The sequence below is a fragment of the Paenibacillus wenxiniae genome, from assembly GCF_039822605.1.
GTDB classification, from domain to species: domain Bacteria; phylum Bacillota; class Bacilli; order Paenibacillales; family Paenibacillaceae; genus Saccharibacillus; species Saccharibacillus wenxiniae.
Genome location: NZ_JBCGUH010000001.1, coordinates 574,210 through 591,304, shown reverse-complemented (window position 1 = coordinate 591,304; position 17,095 = coordinate 574,210). Strand labels below are relative to the sequence as shown.

The 17,095-nt window shown below is 43.4% G+C and carries 10 protein-coding genes and 1 tRNA gene; 9 read left to right on the top strand and 2 right to left on the bottom strand.

The genetic code is table 11. From position 1 onward, the window contains the following. Positions 1-8: 8 nt before the first annotated feature. Positions 9-986, bottom strand: a complete 978-nt coding sequence (locus AAHF22_RS02500; RefSeq protein WP_347323383.1) for an ABC transporter substrate-binding protein — start codon at positions 984-986, stop codon at positions 9-11. A 597-nt stretch (positions 987-1,583) separates the two neighbouring features. On the opposite strand from AAHF22_RS02500, the gene AAHF22_RS02495 reads away from it, so the two are divergent. The 3 genes from AAHF22_RS02495 (at position 1,584) to AAHF22_RS02485 (ending at position 3,614) form a co-directional block, all read left to right on the top strand. Further along, positions 1,584-1,656: transfer RNA gene (locus tag AAHF22_RS02495), tRNA-Ala, on the top strand. 419 nt (positions 1,657-2,075) lie between these two features. Further along, on the top strand, positions 2,076-2,885 hold the full coding sequence (locus AAHF22_RS02490) for an alpha/beta hydrolase (RefSeq protein ID WP_347323382.1): 810 nt from the start codon (positions 2,076-2,078) through the stop codon (positions 2,883-2,885). 207 nt (positions 2,886-3,092) lie between these two features. Then, positions 3,093-3,614: a MarR family winged helix-turn-helix transcriptional regulator gene (locus AAHF22_RS02485; protein WP_347323381.1), complete on the top strand. Its 522-nt coding sequence runs from the start codon at positions 3,093-3,095 to the stop codon at positions 3,612-3,614. A 466-nt stretch (positions 3,615-4,080) separates the two neighbouring features. Here AAHF22_RS02485 and AAHF22_RS02480 read toward each other — a convergent pair whose 3' ends face one another. Further along, positions 4,081-5,481 carry a hypothetical protein gene (locus AAHF22_RS02480; RefSeq protein ID WP_347323380.1) on the bottom strand — a complete coding sequence of 467 codons (1,401 nt, stop codon included), beginning with the start codon at positions 5,479-5,481 and terminating at the stop codon, positions 4,081-4,083. A gap of 261 nt (positions 5,482-5,742) precedes the next feature. Here AAHF22_RS02480 and AAHF22_RS02475 point away from each other — a divergent pair, with 261 nt between their 5' ends. The 6 genes from AAHF22_RS02475 (at position 5,743) to AAHF22_RS02450 (ending at position 16,462) form a co-directional block, all read left to right on the top strand. Next, positions 5,743-6,552 (top strand): copper amine oxidase N-terminal domain-containing protein, encoded by an 810-nt coding sequence (locus tag AAHF22_RS02475; RefSeq protein WP_347323379.1) that lies wholly within the window; start codon positions 5,743-5,745, stop codon positions 6,550-6,552. A 927-nt stretch (positions 6,553-7,479) separates the two neighbouring features. Then, complete coding sequence (licT, locus tag AAHF22_RS02470; RefSeq protein WP_347323378.1) at positions 7,480-8,316, top strand: BglG family transcription antiterminator LicT; 837 nt, start codon at positions 7,480-7,482, stop codon at positions 8,314-8,316. 123 nt (positions 8,317-8,439) lie between these two features. Continuing rightward, on the top strand, positions 8,440-10,341 hold the full coding sequence (locus tag AAHF22_RS02465; protein WP_347323377.1) for a beta-glucoside-specific PTS transporter subunit IIABC: 1,902 nt from the start codon (positions 8,440-8,442) through the stop codon (positions 10,339-10,341). Positions 10,342-10,831: 490 nt separating this feature from the next. Next, entirely contained in the window at positions 10,832-12,610 is a 1,779-nt protein-coding gene (locus AAHF22_RS02460; protein WP_347323376.1) for an acid phosphatase, read from the top strand. Between the two features lie 689 nt (positions 12,611-13,299). Continuing rightward, positions 13,300-13,665, top strand: coding sequence for a hypothetical protein (locus tag AAHF22_RS02455; protein WP_347323375.1), 366 nt, complete (start codon positions 13,300-13,302; stop codon positions 13,663-13,665). A 634-nt stretch (positions 13,666-14,299) separates the two neighbouring features. Continuing rightward, the gene (locus AAHF22_RS02450) at positions 14,300-16,462 is read left to right on the top strand and encodes an ATP-dependent Clp protease ATP-binding subunit (RefSeq protein WP_347323374.1); all 2,163 of its coding nucleotides are present in this window, start codon (positions 14,300-14,302) and stop codon (positions 16,460-16,462) included. The last annotated feature ends 633 nt before the right edge of the window (positions 16,463-17,095 follow it).

The following is a 17,095-nucleotide window of genomic DNA, read 5'->3' as shown; positions in this document are numbered from 1 at the left end:
ACTTGGCGTTAAGATGTTTGGCCAGACAGTTTATCTGCAATCGTTTGGATGACGTATGATTTGGCAAGCGGGGTGTCATTGAAGAAGCCCGGATCAACGATATACACATGTCCATTTTGTACGGCTTTCAGTCCACTCCATGCTGCACTGTCTGCTGATGATTCCATACGCTTGCTCAGAGCTGCTACGGTATCTTCCTTTTCGCTTGTTGCAATAAACAGGGTGTCGGGATTCATTTGTTGGAGCTGTGCCATCGTAATAGTAGTCGATGCTGCACCTGCTGGAATACTTTCTGGCGCTTTCAGTGCCAGATCCTGATACAGTACCGCACCTGTGCCTTGCTGCGAGCTACCGTATACTTGCAGTGTATTGCCCTTCATCATCACCGCTGCGGTTGTGCCTGGATTTGCTGCGGCAATGGTGCTCTTCGCACTATTGGAGTCTTTCTGGTAAGCATTCATATATTGACGTGCGATCGTATCGCGGTCAAGGAATGTGCTGTACATATACAGTTCACTACGCCAATCGAGTGTTGGATCGATATAGACAGTTGGAGCGATTTTGGACAGGGCATCATAGGCCGTGCGATCGCTACTGTCGGTAAAGATCAGATCGGGTTTTTGCCCGGCGAGTGCAGACGGATCAAGTGAACCATTCGATGTCTCAATCAGTGTCAGGCTGTCGCGCTGTTCCTGGTTAGTGTAAGGTGGGAATACATAGCTTCCACCGGCTGGTTTGGCTGCCAGCGACACATTCGCATCGAGTGCGTTCAAGTAATCCATCGCCAGCTGGTCAGTCACAGCGATCCGTTTGGGTGAGATTGGCACATTGACCATCTGTCCGAATGAATCTCGTACCGGCATCACCTTAATCCCATTCGGATTAAAAATATCGGCTCGCGTCTCTTTCGGCTGTCCACAGGCTGTCAAAAAAACAAGTAATAAGGCAAGACCCAGTCCTGCCTTTGCTAAAGCTGAATACTTCAACGATATTCGCCTCTTTTCGTGTGTATCGATAGATCCGGCAAGGAAAGTGACGACGCATCATAGAAATGCGTCGTCAAGAAGTCGCACATCCCTTTATCCGGCTCGTTATCTTAAAATATTCGATAACATTATTATACCAGTTGTATAGGAATGGAAGTCAACGCAGCAAGCGAACTGTCACGGGGTTGTCACAGAGTGGGGTTGTGGGAGTGAGGATTGGAATTGAATGTAAGGGTGAGAGTGGGGAATACGTGAGGGTGGTAAAATGGATTTGGTTTATAAAGTAAGATAATTGAAGCAGTAAGAGCAGTAAGAGCAGTAAGAGCAGTAAGAGCAGTAAGAGCAGTAAGAGCAGTAAGAGCAGTAAGAGCAATGAGAGAAATAAGAGCAGTAGTTTTGCAGAAATATGATGGAGTGGCTTGTTGAACTATAAAGGAAATAGAACACAAAGCAGGCATGTGATGGAGCAATTGGATGCAAGAAAAAGCTCAACAGAATTGGAATTTTCTATCGAATGGTTAAAATATTGACTCGCAAATTTCAGCATGATATATTAAAGGAGTTGATTCATTGGAGTCATACATAATTATACCGCGTGGGGCCTTAGCTCAGCTGGGAGAGCGCATCGCTGGCAGCGATGAGGTCAGGGGTTCGATCCCCCTAGGCTCCATATTTAAACAATCCTTGTGTAACAGGGATTGTTTTTTTTTGCCTATTTGAGCAGTTAGTGGATTAAGATTTATTATGCGAATGGGAATCTATACGAAAGCAAGATCTAAATTTCTAGGTTTTATCAGAATGAGATCAGATTTACTTGAGTTTAATGAAAAGTATAAAAGTAAAAGTATAAAAGCCTATGTTTATTCAAAAGAAAATAATTTTTCTTTCTTTTTTTGTAAGCGCTTTAAATTTCTATAGACAATTACGACTCAAACGGTATATTATTTCTGCTAGAAACAATTTTATTGTCAAAGTATACAAACCGATCTCCACCCTAATCTCCACCCAATAAACTACCTGCTCAAGCCATCTCACCTTGAATCTTAACCTTCCCCAACACTTGAGCACCACGAGAGGACTGTCAACCGTATGAACTTCACTGAAACAACGATCCCATCCTTCGACGGCACCAAACTGTATTTCAGTACGAACATCGTCCCGAATGCCAAAGCATCAGTCGTCATCGTTCACGGTTTATGCGAGCATGCTAGCCGCTATGATTACTTGACCGAAAAGCTCAATACTCGCGGCTTTAACGTTTATCGTTTCGATCATCGCGGTCATGCGCGGTCGGAAGGGAAGCGTGTTTACTATAGCGATTTTCATCATCTGATCGACGATGTGAATGCGGTCGTAGAATTAGCTTTGCAGCAAAGTGGAGAACTGCCAGTATTCGTAATCGGACATAGTATGGGCGGCTTTGCAACTTCTTCCTTTGGCACCAAATATCCGGGTAAAGTAAAAGGTATCGTCCTATCCGGTGCACTCACTCGTTACAATACACAGGTAGCAGGTAGACTGCCGATGGAGTTTCCCGCAGGCACCTATATGCCAAACGAACTTGGCGATGGCGTATGCAGTGTGCCTGAAGTTGTAATCGCTTACGCGAATGATATGCTTGTTGAAAAGGAAATATCCGTCGAGCTATTTAACAGTTTAGGCGAAGGGGTAGGCTGGCTCAAAGCACATGCGACTGCGTTTGTGGAGCCAGTGCTTGTCCTGCATGGAGCAAATGATGGACTCGTCAGCGAACTCGATTCACGCCAATTCTACGGGGAAATCGGTTCAACCGATAAGACGCTAAAAATTTATGCCCACCTTATGCATGAAATTTTTAATGAAACGATTCGTGATGAAGTGATTGAAGATACGATTAGCTGGATTGAAAAGCGCGTCTAATTTCGATACACTCGGAAAAAGTAAATTCTACAAAAAATAGTATGCTTCAAGTGCGGTTTGAGTCATACTTTTAGAGCCAGAGCCAGAGCCAGAGCCAGAGCCAGAGCCAGAGCCAGAGCCAGAGCCAGAGCCAGAGCCAGAGCCAGAGCTAAAAGCTAGATAGAATATTACTGGAGACGATCATGCTGAACATGAAAGGGGTTCCCCATGAAACTCGATTGGATGGGTAACCATCGAACATTGATTGAGAAGATTATCAGGTACGGCAATGCGTATTCGAACACGTACAAGCTACAGCGCAGCTATGGTACGGATGTGCTGTTCTCCGCAGCACAGATTCAGACGCTAGAATATATTTTGGAAGCTGAGGATCAGGACGAGAAAATGTCGGAGATGGCAGCCCGTCTTGGTGTGAGTCCAAGTACGTTTTCCAAAAACGTCAAAAATCTCACCGAAAAGGGACTACTGGAAAAGTATCACTTGAGCGGCAACCGGAAGGACATCTATGTAAAGCCATCCGATAAAGGGCGAGAGGTGTACACGGAGTATACACGATTCGTACAAGAGCTATGCTTTGATGAGCTGTTCAAGCATGCCGATAAGATTACGGAAGCGGATAAAGCAAGTTTTATACGCATTCTGGATTTGCTTGCCGATGTGCTAGTCTGGTATGGTGAGAAAGAGCCGCCTGCGCGCAAGTTGGTCAAGATTGAGCAGGTTAAAGAGTAGCGTTTCGAACAATTAATAAACCATCGTTATGTTTACTGCAATTTGTATGATCCCTTCCAGATCTATAGTGAAAAGACCGCATGCTACCATGTGGTCAATAGTAGTATCCCCTCAAGGTAGACAGTGAGAAAAGACCTCATAGTACAATGAGATCAACACTAGAAACTGGAGGGGATTTTTTATAGCTAAAAGGACAACCCTTCCATTAATACAGCGCACAAAATAGCGCACAAACAAAACGGCCTTTCCCCAAAAGAGTTTTTGGAAAAAACCGTCGCTTGAGAAACCGTACTTTTTTAGTATCTATTGGACAGGGCTAACACTTATTTGGTGGGTGCTTGAACGTACTGATGGCCACTGGATTCCATTTTGGTATATTATTTTAGATTGTGGTGTATGGCTTTAGCAAGACTTATATCGTAAACCATAATATGGGATCGCTTTTCATCTGTAACTTGTATTTACATTAGCGCTCCTCAGTCGCAAGTGGGAAGGTAGCCAGGAATTTAGCTGCTGCTTGTTCATACCATTCTTGTTGCGGAATCCATGCCCCTTCGTATTTCATATAAACTGAAAATAAATTCAAATTCTGATCATACGCCTCAATCGCTGAAGTTTGCGTTTGTTCAGAACCAGACATCTTGCTATCCAAATGCCAATCTACATAACCATGAATATATAAATGTTTATTGCTATTTTGCATCGTATAGATCACATTTTCACTATGGCCGTTAACATGAATATGTTTGGCCGCCGTTGCTTTTGGACTTGTTCGACCTGCATTCCAATTGTTATGCACCATTGAAATATAACCATCATCTATAGCACCAGCTGTTGCATGCAAATAGACTACTGGTTCAGGATTTGTTTCTCTTATATCGGCATACAAACCATCCAAACGGCGAGTTAAAAAGGCAAGGTTATCATTGATCTCTTTTAAAAGTTGAGGCTGACGGAGCAGTTTTTTATTTAGATATTTAAATCCATTGAGATAATCGGATACTTGCGGTGCGACTATGGCTAACATAGGATCACTTTCAACCCTCAGTATGACAGTGTCTAATTGTTTTTTAGTTTGATGTATATAATCATTTAGATAGTTTTCCATTTCGTCTAAAGTTGCATCTACAGCAGCCCGCTCTAAAGCAATCGGTTGGGAAGGGTTAGCTAACGAAATGATTTGATAATAGGATACCCATTTGTTTTTCATAGAGGGTGGGAAAAATTTTAAATGATTTCTAAACTCTGCTAAACGTGGCATTACATCGTCTTTCATCACATGTTCACTCACACTGTCATAAAAAATAGTTGTTTCTTCCTCTTCTGTATCTATAACAGGGTTTAACGCTAGCTTTTGTAATATATTACTTACGATGTGGCCGATTTGTTGTCTGGCTAGCTCTTTATTTTTAACAAAAGAGACAGTTAGATTATGCTCATCAATTTCTTGTTGTAATATAGCAGTAAATAATAGATGATCTACGTTATACTGAGCACAAACATGCAATATTGTTTTTTTAACATCTAGTTGTTCAAAAATGGTAAGCAGGTGCTCGGTTGTTGCGGTTTGGTCATCTATAATTAATTTGCGCTGAATAGGAACGAATTGAAGTGGAGCAGCAGCAGAGGGGATCGATTTGGACAACATTTGGGCTATGGCTTGATTACCGATTTGCTTTTGTAAATGAGGAAGAACTAACGGAGAAGTTGGCATAAGCACAGGATTTGTAAGGTCTTGCGTCAACATCTGTCGTGTCACTGCTTGTAATTGGACGGGGATAGACGTAGTAGGAACGGATCTAGGAGTTTGGAGATAGGATGATCGTTTGGAAGAATGATCTTTTTTGGGAGATCGTTCAGTATACATACCTGGGGTTCCTCCTCATTTTAAAATGCCTATCGTATCCGTTAGTACATCGTAGGTTTGATCATTATTCTTAATCGTATTGTCAGATTGTGTTCTGATTGTATCATATCGCAGCACTGTATGTGCCGATAATCATCGATGTTCTTATCCTCCAAAATGCTCGCCCGCTCACCTGATACAGCTGCTCTATATCTGGTTCTCTTTTTGTGCTAATGGCTAATAACGTTTAATATGGAGATAGACGATAGGAGGTAGCTATTTATGTTGAAACGAAAGCCGTTCATTGTCTGTCTCACCGCCTTAATGCTGATGACGTTTGTTCCGATAGGAGGGCGAGTAGAAGCGGAGCAGTCCTTTTCTTCGTCACCGCTGTTGAAAATAAATGAATATGCGGTGCTGTTCACAGCGCCGGTATCCCCTTTTATTGATTCGGCTGGACGAGCACAGGTTCCGCTGCGCTCGGTGGGCGATTTACTTGGCGCACAGGTAACTTATTTTCCACAGGGTCGCTCGGCTACTATTGCACTGAACAGTCATTTGTTGACATTAACGCTCGATTCGAAGCAGATTCGCGCAGATGGTCGTGTCTATACGATGGATACCGTGCCGGTGCTGCGTAACAATTCCGTTTATATCCCGATTCGTGTGCTGATCGACCGTTTGCAGGTAAATGGTACATATCGCAATGGTATTATTGAATTGCAGGATCGTCGTTATATGCGCAGCATTCCGCCGCTATTATCTGATTGGAGTGGTCGTTTGGCGTCTTACCAGACTGCGCGTGCGCTGGATGTGCGCTCGTATCATTTGAACTGGAATGCAGATACCGCTCAGGGTGGTCGTTGGACAGGCAAATTGCAGGTGACTGCTCGTAATATTAGTCGGAATACGATGAACAGTGAGTTGAATTATTTTCAGCCGATTGTACAGTATGAAGATGGCAGTACACAGATCGGATTTGATTCGGTGCACACGCCGATCTCTGTACCAGCAGGTACGCTCGTGAATGTGACATGGACGCTGGAAGGTACGAAGACACCGCAATATATATTGTTGCGTAATTATGCGTAAAGCTCATCTGTATGCTGTGTAGCAAGTGAACAGAATTATACGTCATACTCGTTCGCATAGTCTGCTGACATATTGCACATAAGGCGGGTCTTCATAGCATGTGAACAAATCTATGCAAATAAATGGATATGTTGAGCGATACGATCTGCAAATTCTCATTCTGCCTGATATAGAACGATGTGTAATCACTAGCAGGCATAGTCTGCTGACCCGGTTGCGCGTAAAGGGAGTCTATTGTACAGGGCGTGTTTGCAGTTACGATCTTGAGGATGCCTTGCAGTTATGATTTGGAGGCTGCGTTATAGTAATCTCACATTCAAGAAATAATAAAGCGATGGAATCTGTCATATGCTTGTACGGCATACGGTTCCATCGCTTTTTGATTGTTCCGCAATAGGTTATCACGAATAGTGTAATCGACCTCTGTGTGATTAGAGGAACACCTCCAAATGTAAAAAAATTCATATCATTCTGTATAAGAATACGGAATGAATTTTGAGTTTAAAAAATAGAAGTTAAAATAAAAAGAAAGCGCTTGCCAAATGATAAAATAGGTGTTATTCTAACTTTGGGATTGTTACTGAAAAGGCAAAACCCAGTACATGTATAGCTTTGTTGAAGCTTGTCTACATGTGTTGGGTTTTGCCTTTTTGTTTTCCAGTCCTGGCAGGTACGGCTTGGTCACTGCCTATTCCATATAAGGAAAGAGTGATGCAACGTACAGTAGGTTGTCAAAGCAAGACAGGGGAGAAGTCGCTGTTCTCACTGTTCGCCCTCAGGTTCTTGGAAGATTGCGAATGAATCAAAGAACACAATCAAACACGAGCTAAAGGACCCTGCTGATGTGATACTTCAAGCTGTAACTGAACTTTTGTCCGGCATCTGAGTCCTCGTGCAAAATTATACAGGATAAGGAGGGCAGCTTGGATGATTATCCAAAAGATATTTAACAACAATGCGATCATTGCCAGTGATCCAGGTAAACGTGAATTTGTCGTTATGGGTCGTGGAATCGCTTTCAAAAAAAGTGCTGGCGAACCGGTCGACAAAAGTTTGATCGAGAAGATTTTTGTGCTCCAGCAAAAGGAGGCGTCCGAGAAGTTCAAGCTGCTGCTTGAAGATGTGCCGCCGGAATACATTTCCGTCTGCTACGATATTATCGAGTACGGAAAGAACAATCTGGAAGTCACGCTTAGCGATTACATCTATGTCACACTTACCGATCATTTGAACAATGCGATGAAAATGTATGAAGACGGCATTTTTAATACGAATCCGCTAAGCTGGGAAATTCGTCGCTTTTATCCAAAGGAGTACAGGGTTGGGGTTAAGGCGCTGGAGTTTATCGAATCGATGCTAGGTAAAAAGCTACCGGAGGACGAAGCCGCGAATATTGCGCTTCATCTGGTCAACGCCGAGCTGAACGGTTCCAGCAGCAAGTTTCACAATGTAGCCGTACAGGCAGAGAAGATTCAGGATATTTTGAATATCATCAAGTATACGTACAATATTGAGCTGGATGAGCAATCGATCAGCTACGAACGATTCATTACGCATCTTAAGTTTTTCTTTCAGCGTCTATTGCAGGCGCAGAAGCGCTGGCTGGAAGATGATTTCTTACTTCAGCAGGTGAAAAGTAAATACAGACGAGCTTATAACTGTATGCTCAAAATTGAGAAGTATCTGGATACCGAACTGACAGATGAAGAAAAGCTGTATCTGACGATTCATATCCAGCGCATTACAAGCGATACCACCGAATAAAATCATCGGATCGTTACTGGTCGTGCAGGCGAAACCAAGTTCAGAATCGTCACGGGTCCTGCCCGTGTGGACGTTCTGTTTGGTTTCGCCTTTTTATATGGTATTCATAAAGGAGGAAGAACGATGAAGTACGAACAATTAGCAAAAGACATTATTCAAAACGTTGGCGGCAAAGAAAATGTAAATAGTCTGACACACTGTATTACACGTCTGCGTTTCAAATTGAAAGACGAAGGCAAAGCGAATACCGATGTATTGAAAAATATGGACGGTGTAGTCACCGTTATTCAAAGTGGCGGTCAGTATCAGGTCGTCATCGGTAACCATGTACCTGAAGTATATGCTGATGTGAACACCGTAGCCGGTCTGGGTGGCGATTCCTCTGCCGCAGCCGACACTTCCGGTGAGAAAATGAGTCTGTTTAGTCGCTTTATTGACCTGATCTCTGGCGTATTCGCTCCGATCCTCGGCGTGCTGGCAGCAACAGGTATGATTAAAGGTTTAACTGCTCTGTTCGTATCGATTGGCTTGCTGACAAACACTTCCGGTACGTATATCATTTTAAATGCCGTTGGTGACTGTCTGTTCTACTTCTTCCCGGTCTTCCTCGGTTACACAGCGGCGAAGAAATTTAATATGAATATATTTATCGGTATGGCCATTGGTGCAGCGCTTGTCTATCCAACACTAACCGCTGTATCGGCGGGTGAGCCACTGTATACTTTGTTTGCAGGCACACCATTCCAGTCTCCAGTACACATTACATTCCTGGGTATTCCCGTCATTCTGATGACGTATTCATCCAGTGTTATTCCAATCATCCTATCTGCTTATGTCGGCTCCAAAATTGAAGGATTTTTCAAACGTGTCATTCCAAGTGTCGTCAGAACATTTATGGTTCCATTTTGTACATTGTTAATTACGATTCCGCTGGCGTTTCTGATCATTGGCCCTATCGCAACATGGGCAGGTCAATTGGTAGGTGCTGGTATTCTGGCTGTATACAACTTAAGCCCAATCGTAGCGGGTCTGTTGCTAGGTGCGTTCTGGCAAGTATTCGTTATTTTCGGTCTGCACTGGGGCTTCGTGCCAATCGCCATCAACAACCTGACAAATATGGGTTCCGATCCAATTCTGGCAGGGATGTTCGGGGCATCGTTCGCACAAACCGGTGTCGTCCTTGCGATTATGATCAAAGCTAAAAGCAAAAAGCTCAAATCACTGTCGATCCCAGCATTCATCTCTGGTATTTTCGGTGTTACCGAGCCAGCGATTTACGGTATTACACTGCCACGTAAAAAACCATTTATTCTTAGCTGTATTGGTGGTGCAGTCGGTGGCGCGATCATCGGTGCAATGGGTACAAAAGCATATATTATCGGCGGTCTGGGCATTTTCGGTATTCCTTCTTACATCGGTCCAGACGGCTTTAACACAGGCTTCTATGGCGCAATCATCGGTATGATTGTCAGCTTCATTCTCGGTTTTGTACTCATGTTCTTCACCAAATTGACAGACGACGAGCCGGAAACAGGCAAAACAGAACCATCCAACACCGATGTACTCGTTAAACAAGAAACAGTATTCAGTCCGATGAAGGGCGAAGTTATCGCTCTATCTCAGGTGAAAGATGAAGCGTTCTCGACAGGCGCACTCGGCAAAGGAATCGCCATCGAACCGATCGAAGGTAAAGTGTACTCACCGGTAAATGGTGTACTCACTTCACTGTTCTCTTCCGGCCATGCGATTGGCATTACAAGCAATAACGGTGTCGACATTCTGATCCACGTTGGTCAGGATACAGTCAAACTGAAAGGTAAATATTTCACGCCACAAGTCAAACAGGGCGATACGGTCAAAAAAGGCGATCTGCTGATGGAATTTGATGTCGAAGCGATCAAAGCAGCAGGCTACGTGCTCACCACACCAGTTATTATCTCCAACTCCGGTAACTATCTGGACGTCATCGAAACGGGCAAAAAGTCCGTCGGTTACCAGGAAGATCTGTTAACGGTCGTGATCTAAAACAAGATGAAAGCATAGTGTAGAAACGATAATTGTCATCATCATCATTTGCTTATAAAGGATTTGAAAATTGTAGGCGGTAAGTGAATACATGATCATCATGCGTCCAGGATACACAGCAAACATGCGGATCAATACGTTATATGAAGATGATCTTATTTTATCCAATAACTGAATAACCGAATAATCGAGTAATCGAAAACAAGCTTCGCCGTTAGCCATCTGTAACCGCAGATGATACGGTGAAGCTTGTTTGATTTATCCATTTTCCGATTATGCTGATCTATAGTAAATACTTAAGCTTGATATGTATATAGGTGTATGTCATGAAGTGTGCCCATGTTCAAATCTCACCTTGTTTAATAGGGAAATATATATTTTTAAAAGTGACAGTTAACATTACATGAATCTTTTCCTCGTATTGCGTTAATACAGTTACCTTATGATGTTCAAGGTGCAATTAATCGAGATCGAGGAGGACATGTTTGACATGAAATTATCCAAATCAAGCGTGATTGGACTTTCCATCACCTTATCCGTATTTACAGGTTCGATCGGAGGTAGCTATGCAAACGCAGCTGCTATTCCATCATCCATCACCCCGGTGAAGCCGGAATGGGGCTACGTTGTAGATACATATAAAACGAATACGAAAGATCATTCGACTCCGGCTTCCAATTCGATCATCGGTACGCTGTCTGGCTTCAACAAGCTATGGACACCCGGACAAACATGGGATTCCGGTACGATGCTAAATCAAAAGCTGCTCCAGCAAAATATTCAAAAGGTGATCAATATCGCGCAGAAGCGTACAGCGGAACAGGAAGAGCGCGCCTATCTGGACGATCGTCGCAATCAGAGTTATAGCATTATGGAAGGTATGGGTAAGCTGACCGATGTGTATCGTAAAGATGCAGGAGCGACAACAACGATTACCGAAGTGCCTGCCGATGCGACAACGCAAAAATACGATGATGGCGGTAATGACGCAGGTGATCCGAATTCCAAGCTTGGCAGTGTCGTCAGTCTGGTGAAAAAGCTGCGTGGCGATTATTCGTCCAGCAATCCGTCGAAAGCTTATTTTAACTATAAACGTCCATTCCGTTGGAGTCCGGAAGCTTCGGTCATCCCGACACTGGTGCCACAGATCAAGTCCGATCCAAGCACAGATGGCGGATATCCAAGCGGTCATACAAATGCAGCGTATCTGTCTGCCATCGCGATGGCATATGCGTATCCAGAACGTTATCAGGAACTGCTCACTCGTGCTTCGGAGCTAGGCAATGATCGTATTATCGCTGGTATGCATTCTCCATTTGATGTGATGGGTGGACGTGTCATGGCAACAGCGCTGTCGGCGGCAATTTTGAATGATCCCGACAATAAAGAACTGAAGCAGCAGGCCTATGCACAGGCGCAGCAAGTATTAAAAGGTCAACAGGGTACAGCAACCGATCGTTTTAGCAACTATTCATCGAACAAGCAAGCCTACACCGAGCGTCTGACCTACGGTTTTCCACAGGTAACTGCAACGAACGAAGCGGTTTCTGTTCCCAAAGGGGCTGAGGTGCTGCTGGAAACCCGTTTGCCGTATTTGAATGATGCACAGCGCCGCTGGGTGCTGGCAACAACAGGTCTGGCTTCCGGTTATCCAGTGTTAAATGATCCAGAAGGCTGGGGACGTCTGAATTTGTTTGCCGCCGCAGATGGATTTGGTGCTTTTCCGAATGATGTAACCGTAACGATGGATGCGGCAAAAGGCGGCTTTAATAGCAACGATACATGGCGCAACCCTATTTCCGGTCAAGGCGGTCTGACTAAGAAAGGGAGCGGTACGCTTCATCTGGCAGGCAAAAATAGCTTCACAGGCAACACACATCTGCAAGCAGGCACACTGGACGGTCAAAACGGTTATGCATTTGGACGTGGTAATGTGTCTAATGAAGGCGGCGTATTGTCAGAGAACGTGAATGGCTGGCTCGTAATCGGTGGCGACTACAAGCAGTCTTCCAAAGGTACGTTGGAGCTGAATATCGGTAGCAAAAATGATTTGCTCCATATCCAGGGTACTGCGATGTATGGTGGTAAGTTGAAGCTGAACTTTACGAACGGTTATATTCCTGCTAATGGTAGCAAAATCATCATTAGCGCATCTACTGTTAAACACGGTCAATTCACTTCGGTAGCGGTAACAGGTCTGCCAAAAGGCTATAGTGTGAAGCCGATCTATAGCAGCACCAGTGTAAAGCTGCAAGTGGTGGCGAAGTAAGTTGAAGTGTTGTGAAGGCTTGCGTGTGACTGGCATATAGTTAGGTTTTATAAAAATAAAATAAGGCATATAGGAGGATATTACTTCTTATAATGATGGAATGCTCGCCATCTGGACGTATTTCTCTTCATAAGGATGTAGTGACTCCACATGTGAACAGATTTCTCTTTATACAGATGTATTGGCTTCATCCACGTATGAGCTTTGATTTATTGGTAAGAATGTAATGCTGCTCCTATGAGGGTATCCATCCTTATTAAGACTCTATATTTCCTTGTAAAAATCAAAATCTCCCTGATCGTATGTTCACCATGCAGTCAGGGGGATTTTGATTTGTTTATCGACTTTGATAGACTGGATGAGTATGGAAGAGAATGGAGAGCAAGATTGAATTGTTCATGATCAGTATGATTCGAGCGAGCAGGCGATAGAAACGAAACCATCTGCCTCTGAATCGTAGATAAACGTAAAAGCATCCATTAAACACGAAGCAACTCCGATCATAAAGCGATATAAAATCACTATACTGAATGATATGTATTAGGACGGTGTACGTAAATTGTTTTTGCTAATGTTAAGGCAGACATTATTCTACCAAGCAGACGCTAATAAGCAAACTAAACCCAATCTGCGAAACGGACTACAGTAAACGAACTACACAAAACGAACTACACAAAAGGAGGATCATCATGTCTTATGAATATGTGCAATACAAGCTAATTAGTGGCAATACGACATATTTCAATGAAAGTCTGAACGCTTCATTATTTCGAGAGTTAATCGGTGAACTGGAGCTGTATGATTTTGTAGTGCTGGAGCCTTCGGTTCCGTTAGAAAATAGTATATATTTGCAGGCAGCGTCTCTGGAACCACCAGCAGAGCAGGGACCCATGGTAGTAGAAATTCGTTTACAGCTGAGCAAGAAACAGTTCAAACATTATCGCCTGTTTACCGCAGATCATGATGAGATTTTGCGGCTATTTTTAAATTATTGGGGAGAGCAGCGTTTGCCGGATTTGACGAACTGGGAAGATATGAGTGAACAATTTCAGTAGAAGACGAATGGGATCGATCGTGTGATGCATGTAGTAAATCGTTTGATGCATGTAATAAATCGTATGATACATGTAGTAATAGAAGATTTTACAATCGAATCAGGTACAAAAGTATAAGGATAAAGGCAGATAGGGGTTAAAGATCCATCTGCTTTTTGTTACTATTAATAAGTTGAATACAAAAATATTTATAGAAACTATCTGTAATGTATTGACTTTATATATAGATGAGTTATAATAGTCAAAGAAAGTCAAAGTCAGAAGAAATTGATCAAATGTCAAACTGACCTTTTCTGATCTATTACACTTTTTTTGATGTAACCTATCGTTTTCACCGATTTTTTACATTTTTATTTTTACATTATTGCGTGTATTTCGTAATGTATTGTTCTTACTTACGATGAACACTGAGATCGTGAACACACAGATTAGAAAGTCACAGTGATGAATGGGCTGTGCCCGCTGATCCTGCTTGTACAGGCTTTGAGAAGTTGAGTACGTAAGCGAGAGCTAGTCGTGAAAGCACAATGGACAGTGGTATATGTTTATTTATTCGTTTGCCAGCATGCTTATCTGATCGTTAAGCCATGTTTGGACCCGTATCGAATAATATTTCTGAAAGGGGCAATGACTCATGCGTTGTCAACATTGTAATCAACACGAAGCAACGGTAGGTGTTCAATTTACCGTTAATCATAAATCGGAGAAAATGTTTCTTTGTCAGGACTGCTATGCCAAAATGAATAGCGGTGTACCTTTTAATGCAGGCTTTGGATCATCCGGTCAGGGTATGTCGCCACTGGATGAATTTTTTAAAGGGTTTATGCAATCTCAGTCTAATCGTTCCAATGGTGCAGCAGGTCAACCAGCTGCTGGTGCTCGTACCCAGACACGTCGCGGCGGTGGTGGTATTCTCGATCAGCTCGGTCGTAATTTGAATGATGCAGCCCGTGAAGGTCGCATCGATACTGTAATCGGACGTGACGAAGAGATTGAACGTGTGATCGAAATTCTCAATCGTCGTAACAAAAACAATCCGGTGCTGATCGGTGAACCTGGCGTTGGTAAAACAGCGATCGCAGAAGGACTGGCACTGCGTATTATCGAAGGCAACGTACCGTCCAAGTTGCTGAATAAAGAAGTGTATTCGCTTGATGTCGCTTCACTCGTTGCCGGAACGGGAATTCGCGGACAGTTTGAGGAAAAAGTAAAACAACTGATCGCTGAATTAGAACAGCGTGATAACATCCTGCTGTTTATCGATGAGATTCATCTGCTTGTCGGTGCAGGCTCGGCTGAAGGTTCGATGGATGCAGGTAATATTCTCAAACCAGTACTCGCACGTGGCGATCTGCAAGTGATCGGTGCGACGACATTGAAAGAATACCGTCAGATTGAAAAAGATGCTGCACTGGAACGCCGCTTTCAGCCAGTCATCGTCGATGAGCCAACCGTGGAAGAAACCGTAGCGATTTTGAATGGATTGCGTCCCAAATATGAAGAGTATCACGGTGTACGTTACAGTGATGAGGCGATTGCTGCCTGCGTACAGCTATCTCATCGGTATATTCAAGATCGTTTCCTGCCGGATAAAGCAATCGATCTGCTTGATGAAGCAGGTGCCAAGCTAAATCTAGCTGCTTCGGCTAACGATGATACCGGGCTTCGTACTCGTCTGGAACAGGTGCGTCTAGCAAAAGAACAGGCTACCGCAGCCGAGCAATATGAGCGTGCTGCCGAACTTCGCGATGAAGAAGCGATTTTGCTGGAAAGCTTGAGCAAAGGCATTAGTGCTAGCAGCCCGTCCGAAGTACGTACCGAGCATATTCAAAGCATCGTTGAACGCAAAACCGGTATTCCGGTAGGTAAGCTGCAACAGGATGAGCAAAACAAAATGAAACATCTCGCTGCTCGTCTGGAAGGTAAAGTGATCGGTCAGCATGAAGCTGTCGAAAAGGTAGCTAAAGCGATTCGTCGTAGTCGTGCCGGATTGAAACAGCAAAATAAACCAATCGCTTCGTTCCTGTTTGTCGGCCCAACCGGGGTAGGTAAAACCGAATTGTCCAAATCACTTGCAGAGGAGTTATTCGGACAAAAAGATGCAATGATTCGTCTGGACATGAGTGAATATATGGAGAAACATTCCGTTTCCAAACTGATCGGTTCGCCACCAGGTTATGTCGGTCATGAAGAAGCAGGGCAATTGACCGAGCGTGTACGTCGCAATCCGTACAGCATCATTTTGCTGGATGAGATTGAGAAGGCACATCCTGATGTACAGCATATGTTTTTACAGGTACTTGATGATGGACGCCTGACAGATAGCCAGGGTCGTACCGTTAGTTTCAAAGATACGGTAATTATTATGACTTCGAATGCCGGTATCGTAGATAAAAAGATTACGGTCGGCTTCTCTGCACCAAAAGCAGATCAGACACGTTCGCTGCTCGATTCGTTGGGTGCGTACTTCCGTCCAGAGTTCCTGAACCGCTTTGATGCAATCATTCCGTTTGCTTCGCTTAAAGAAGATGATCTGGTACAGATCGTTGATCATATGTTACATGATATTGAAGCGACATTGAGCGAACAGGGCATTACACTGCACGTATCCGATGACGCAAAGAAAAAGCTGTCCCAGCTCGGTTATAACCCTGCATTTGGCGCACGCCCATTGCGTCGTGTCATTCAGCAATATGTAGAAGATGGCATTACCGATCTGGTGCTGGATGATGAAAATGTGCAACAGATTAGCGTCGAAGTACAGGATGATGCACTGCAAGTGGTCAAAGCCGGTTAATAGGCAGCAACGCTGGAAGTCACGAGCGATAGACATGATGGAACGTATTATTGTGCAAAGTATTATGATTTGAATATTTATGACTTGAATATAGTAGTGATTGAATTTTCCTATGGAGTTGTTAAATAGTCTGGAGTCTGTTCCCTATTCATATAGGCAAACTCTGTGCTCTCTAGTTAGATTAAGCCAGCTTGCACAGATTAATATAGATTGTACTTATTAACATCGATCATAATCGTTAATATCTACAATCATCGTTAGCATCGACAACGATGGTTAAGATCAATGACAGTCATCAATACAGCTAAACTACATCTATCTAAAAACAAAAAGCACCGCTCGTTATCGATGCGTGCAACAACAGTTACGCCAGAAGGCAGTCAGCTGTTGTTCACATACATGATATACGGAGCGGTGCTTTTTTATGGTGTTTGTATACTTTGGTTAGATTTCAATATATATTCTACATACTATTATCCAGGGTGTGTATGAAAATTCGTATGATGCGACAAGCACTTCACTGCGGGAAGGAAATAAGGGGTGAGGACGACTTACCGTGTTAGTGATTTCCTAACACGAGGTTCAATCGAAAGTGATTTTTGCAAAGCAAAATATCTTACCTCTTCTAGTGTT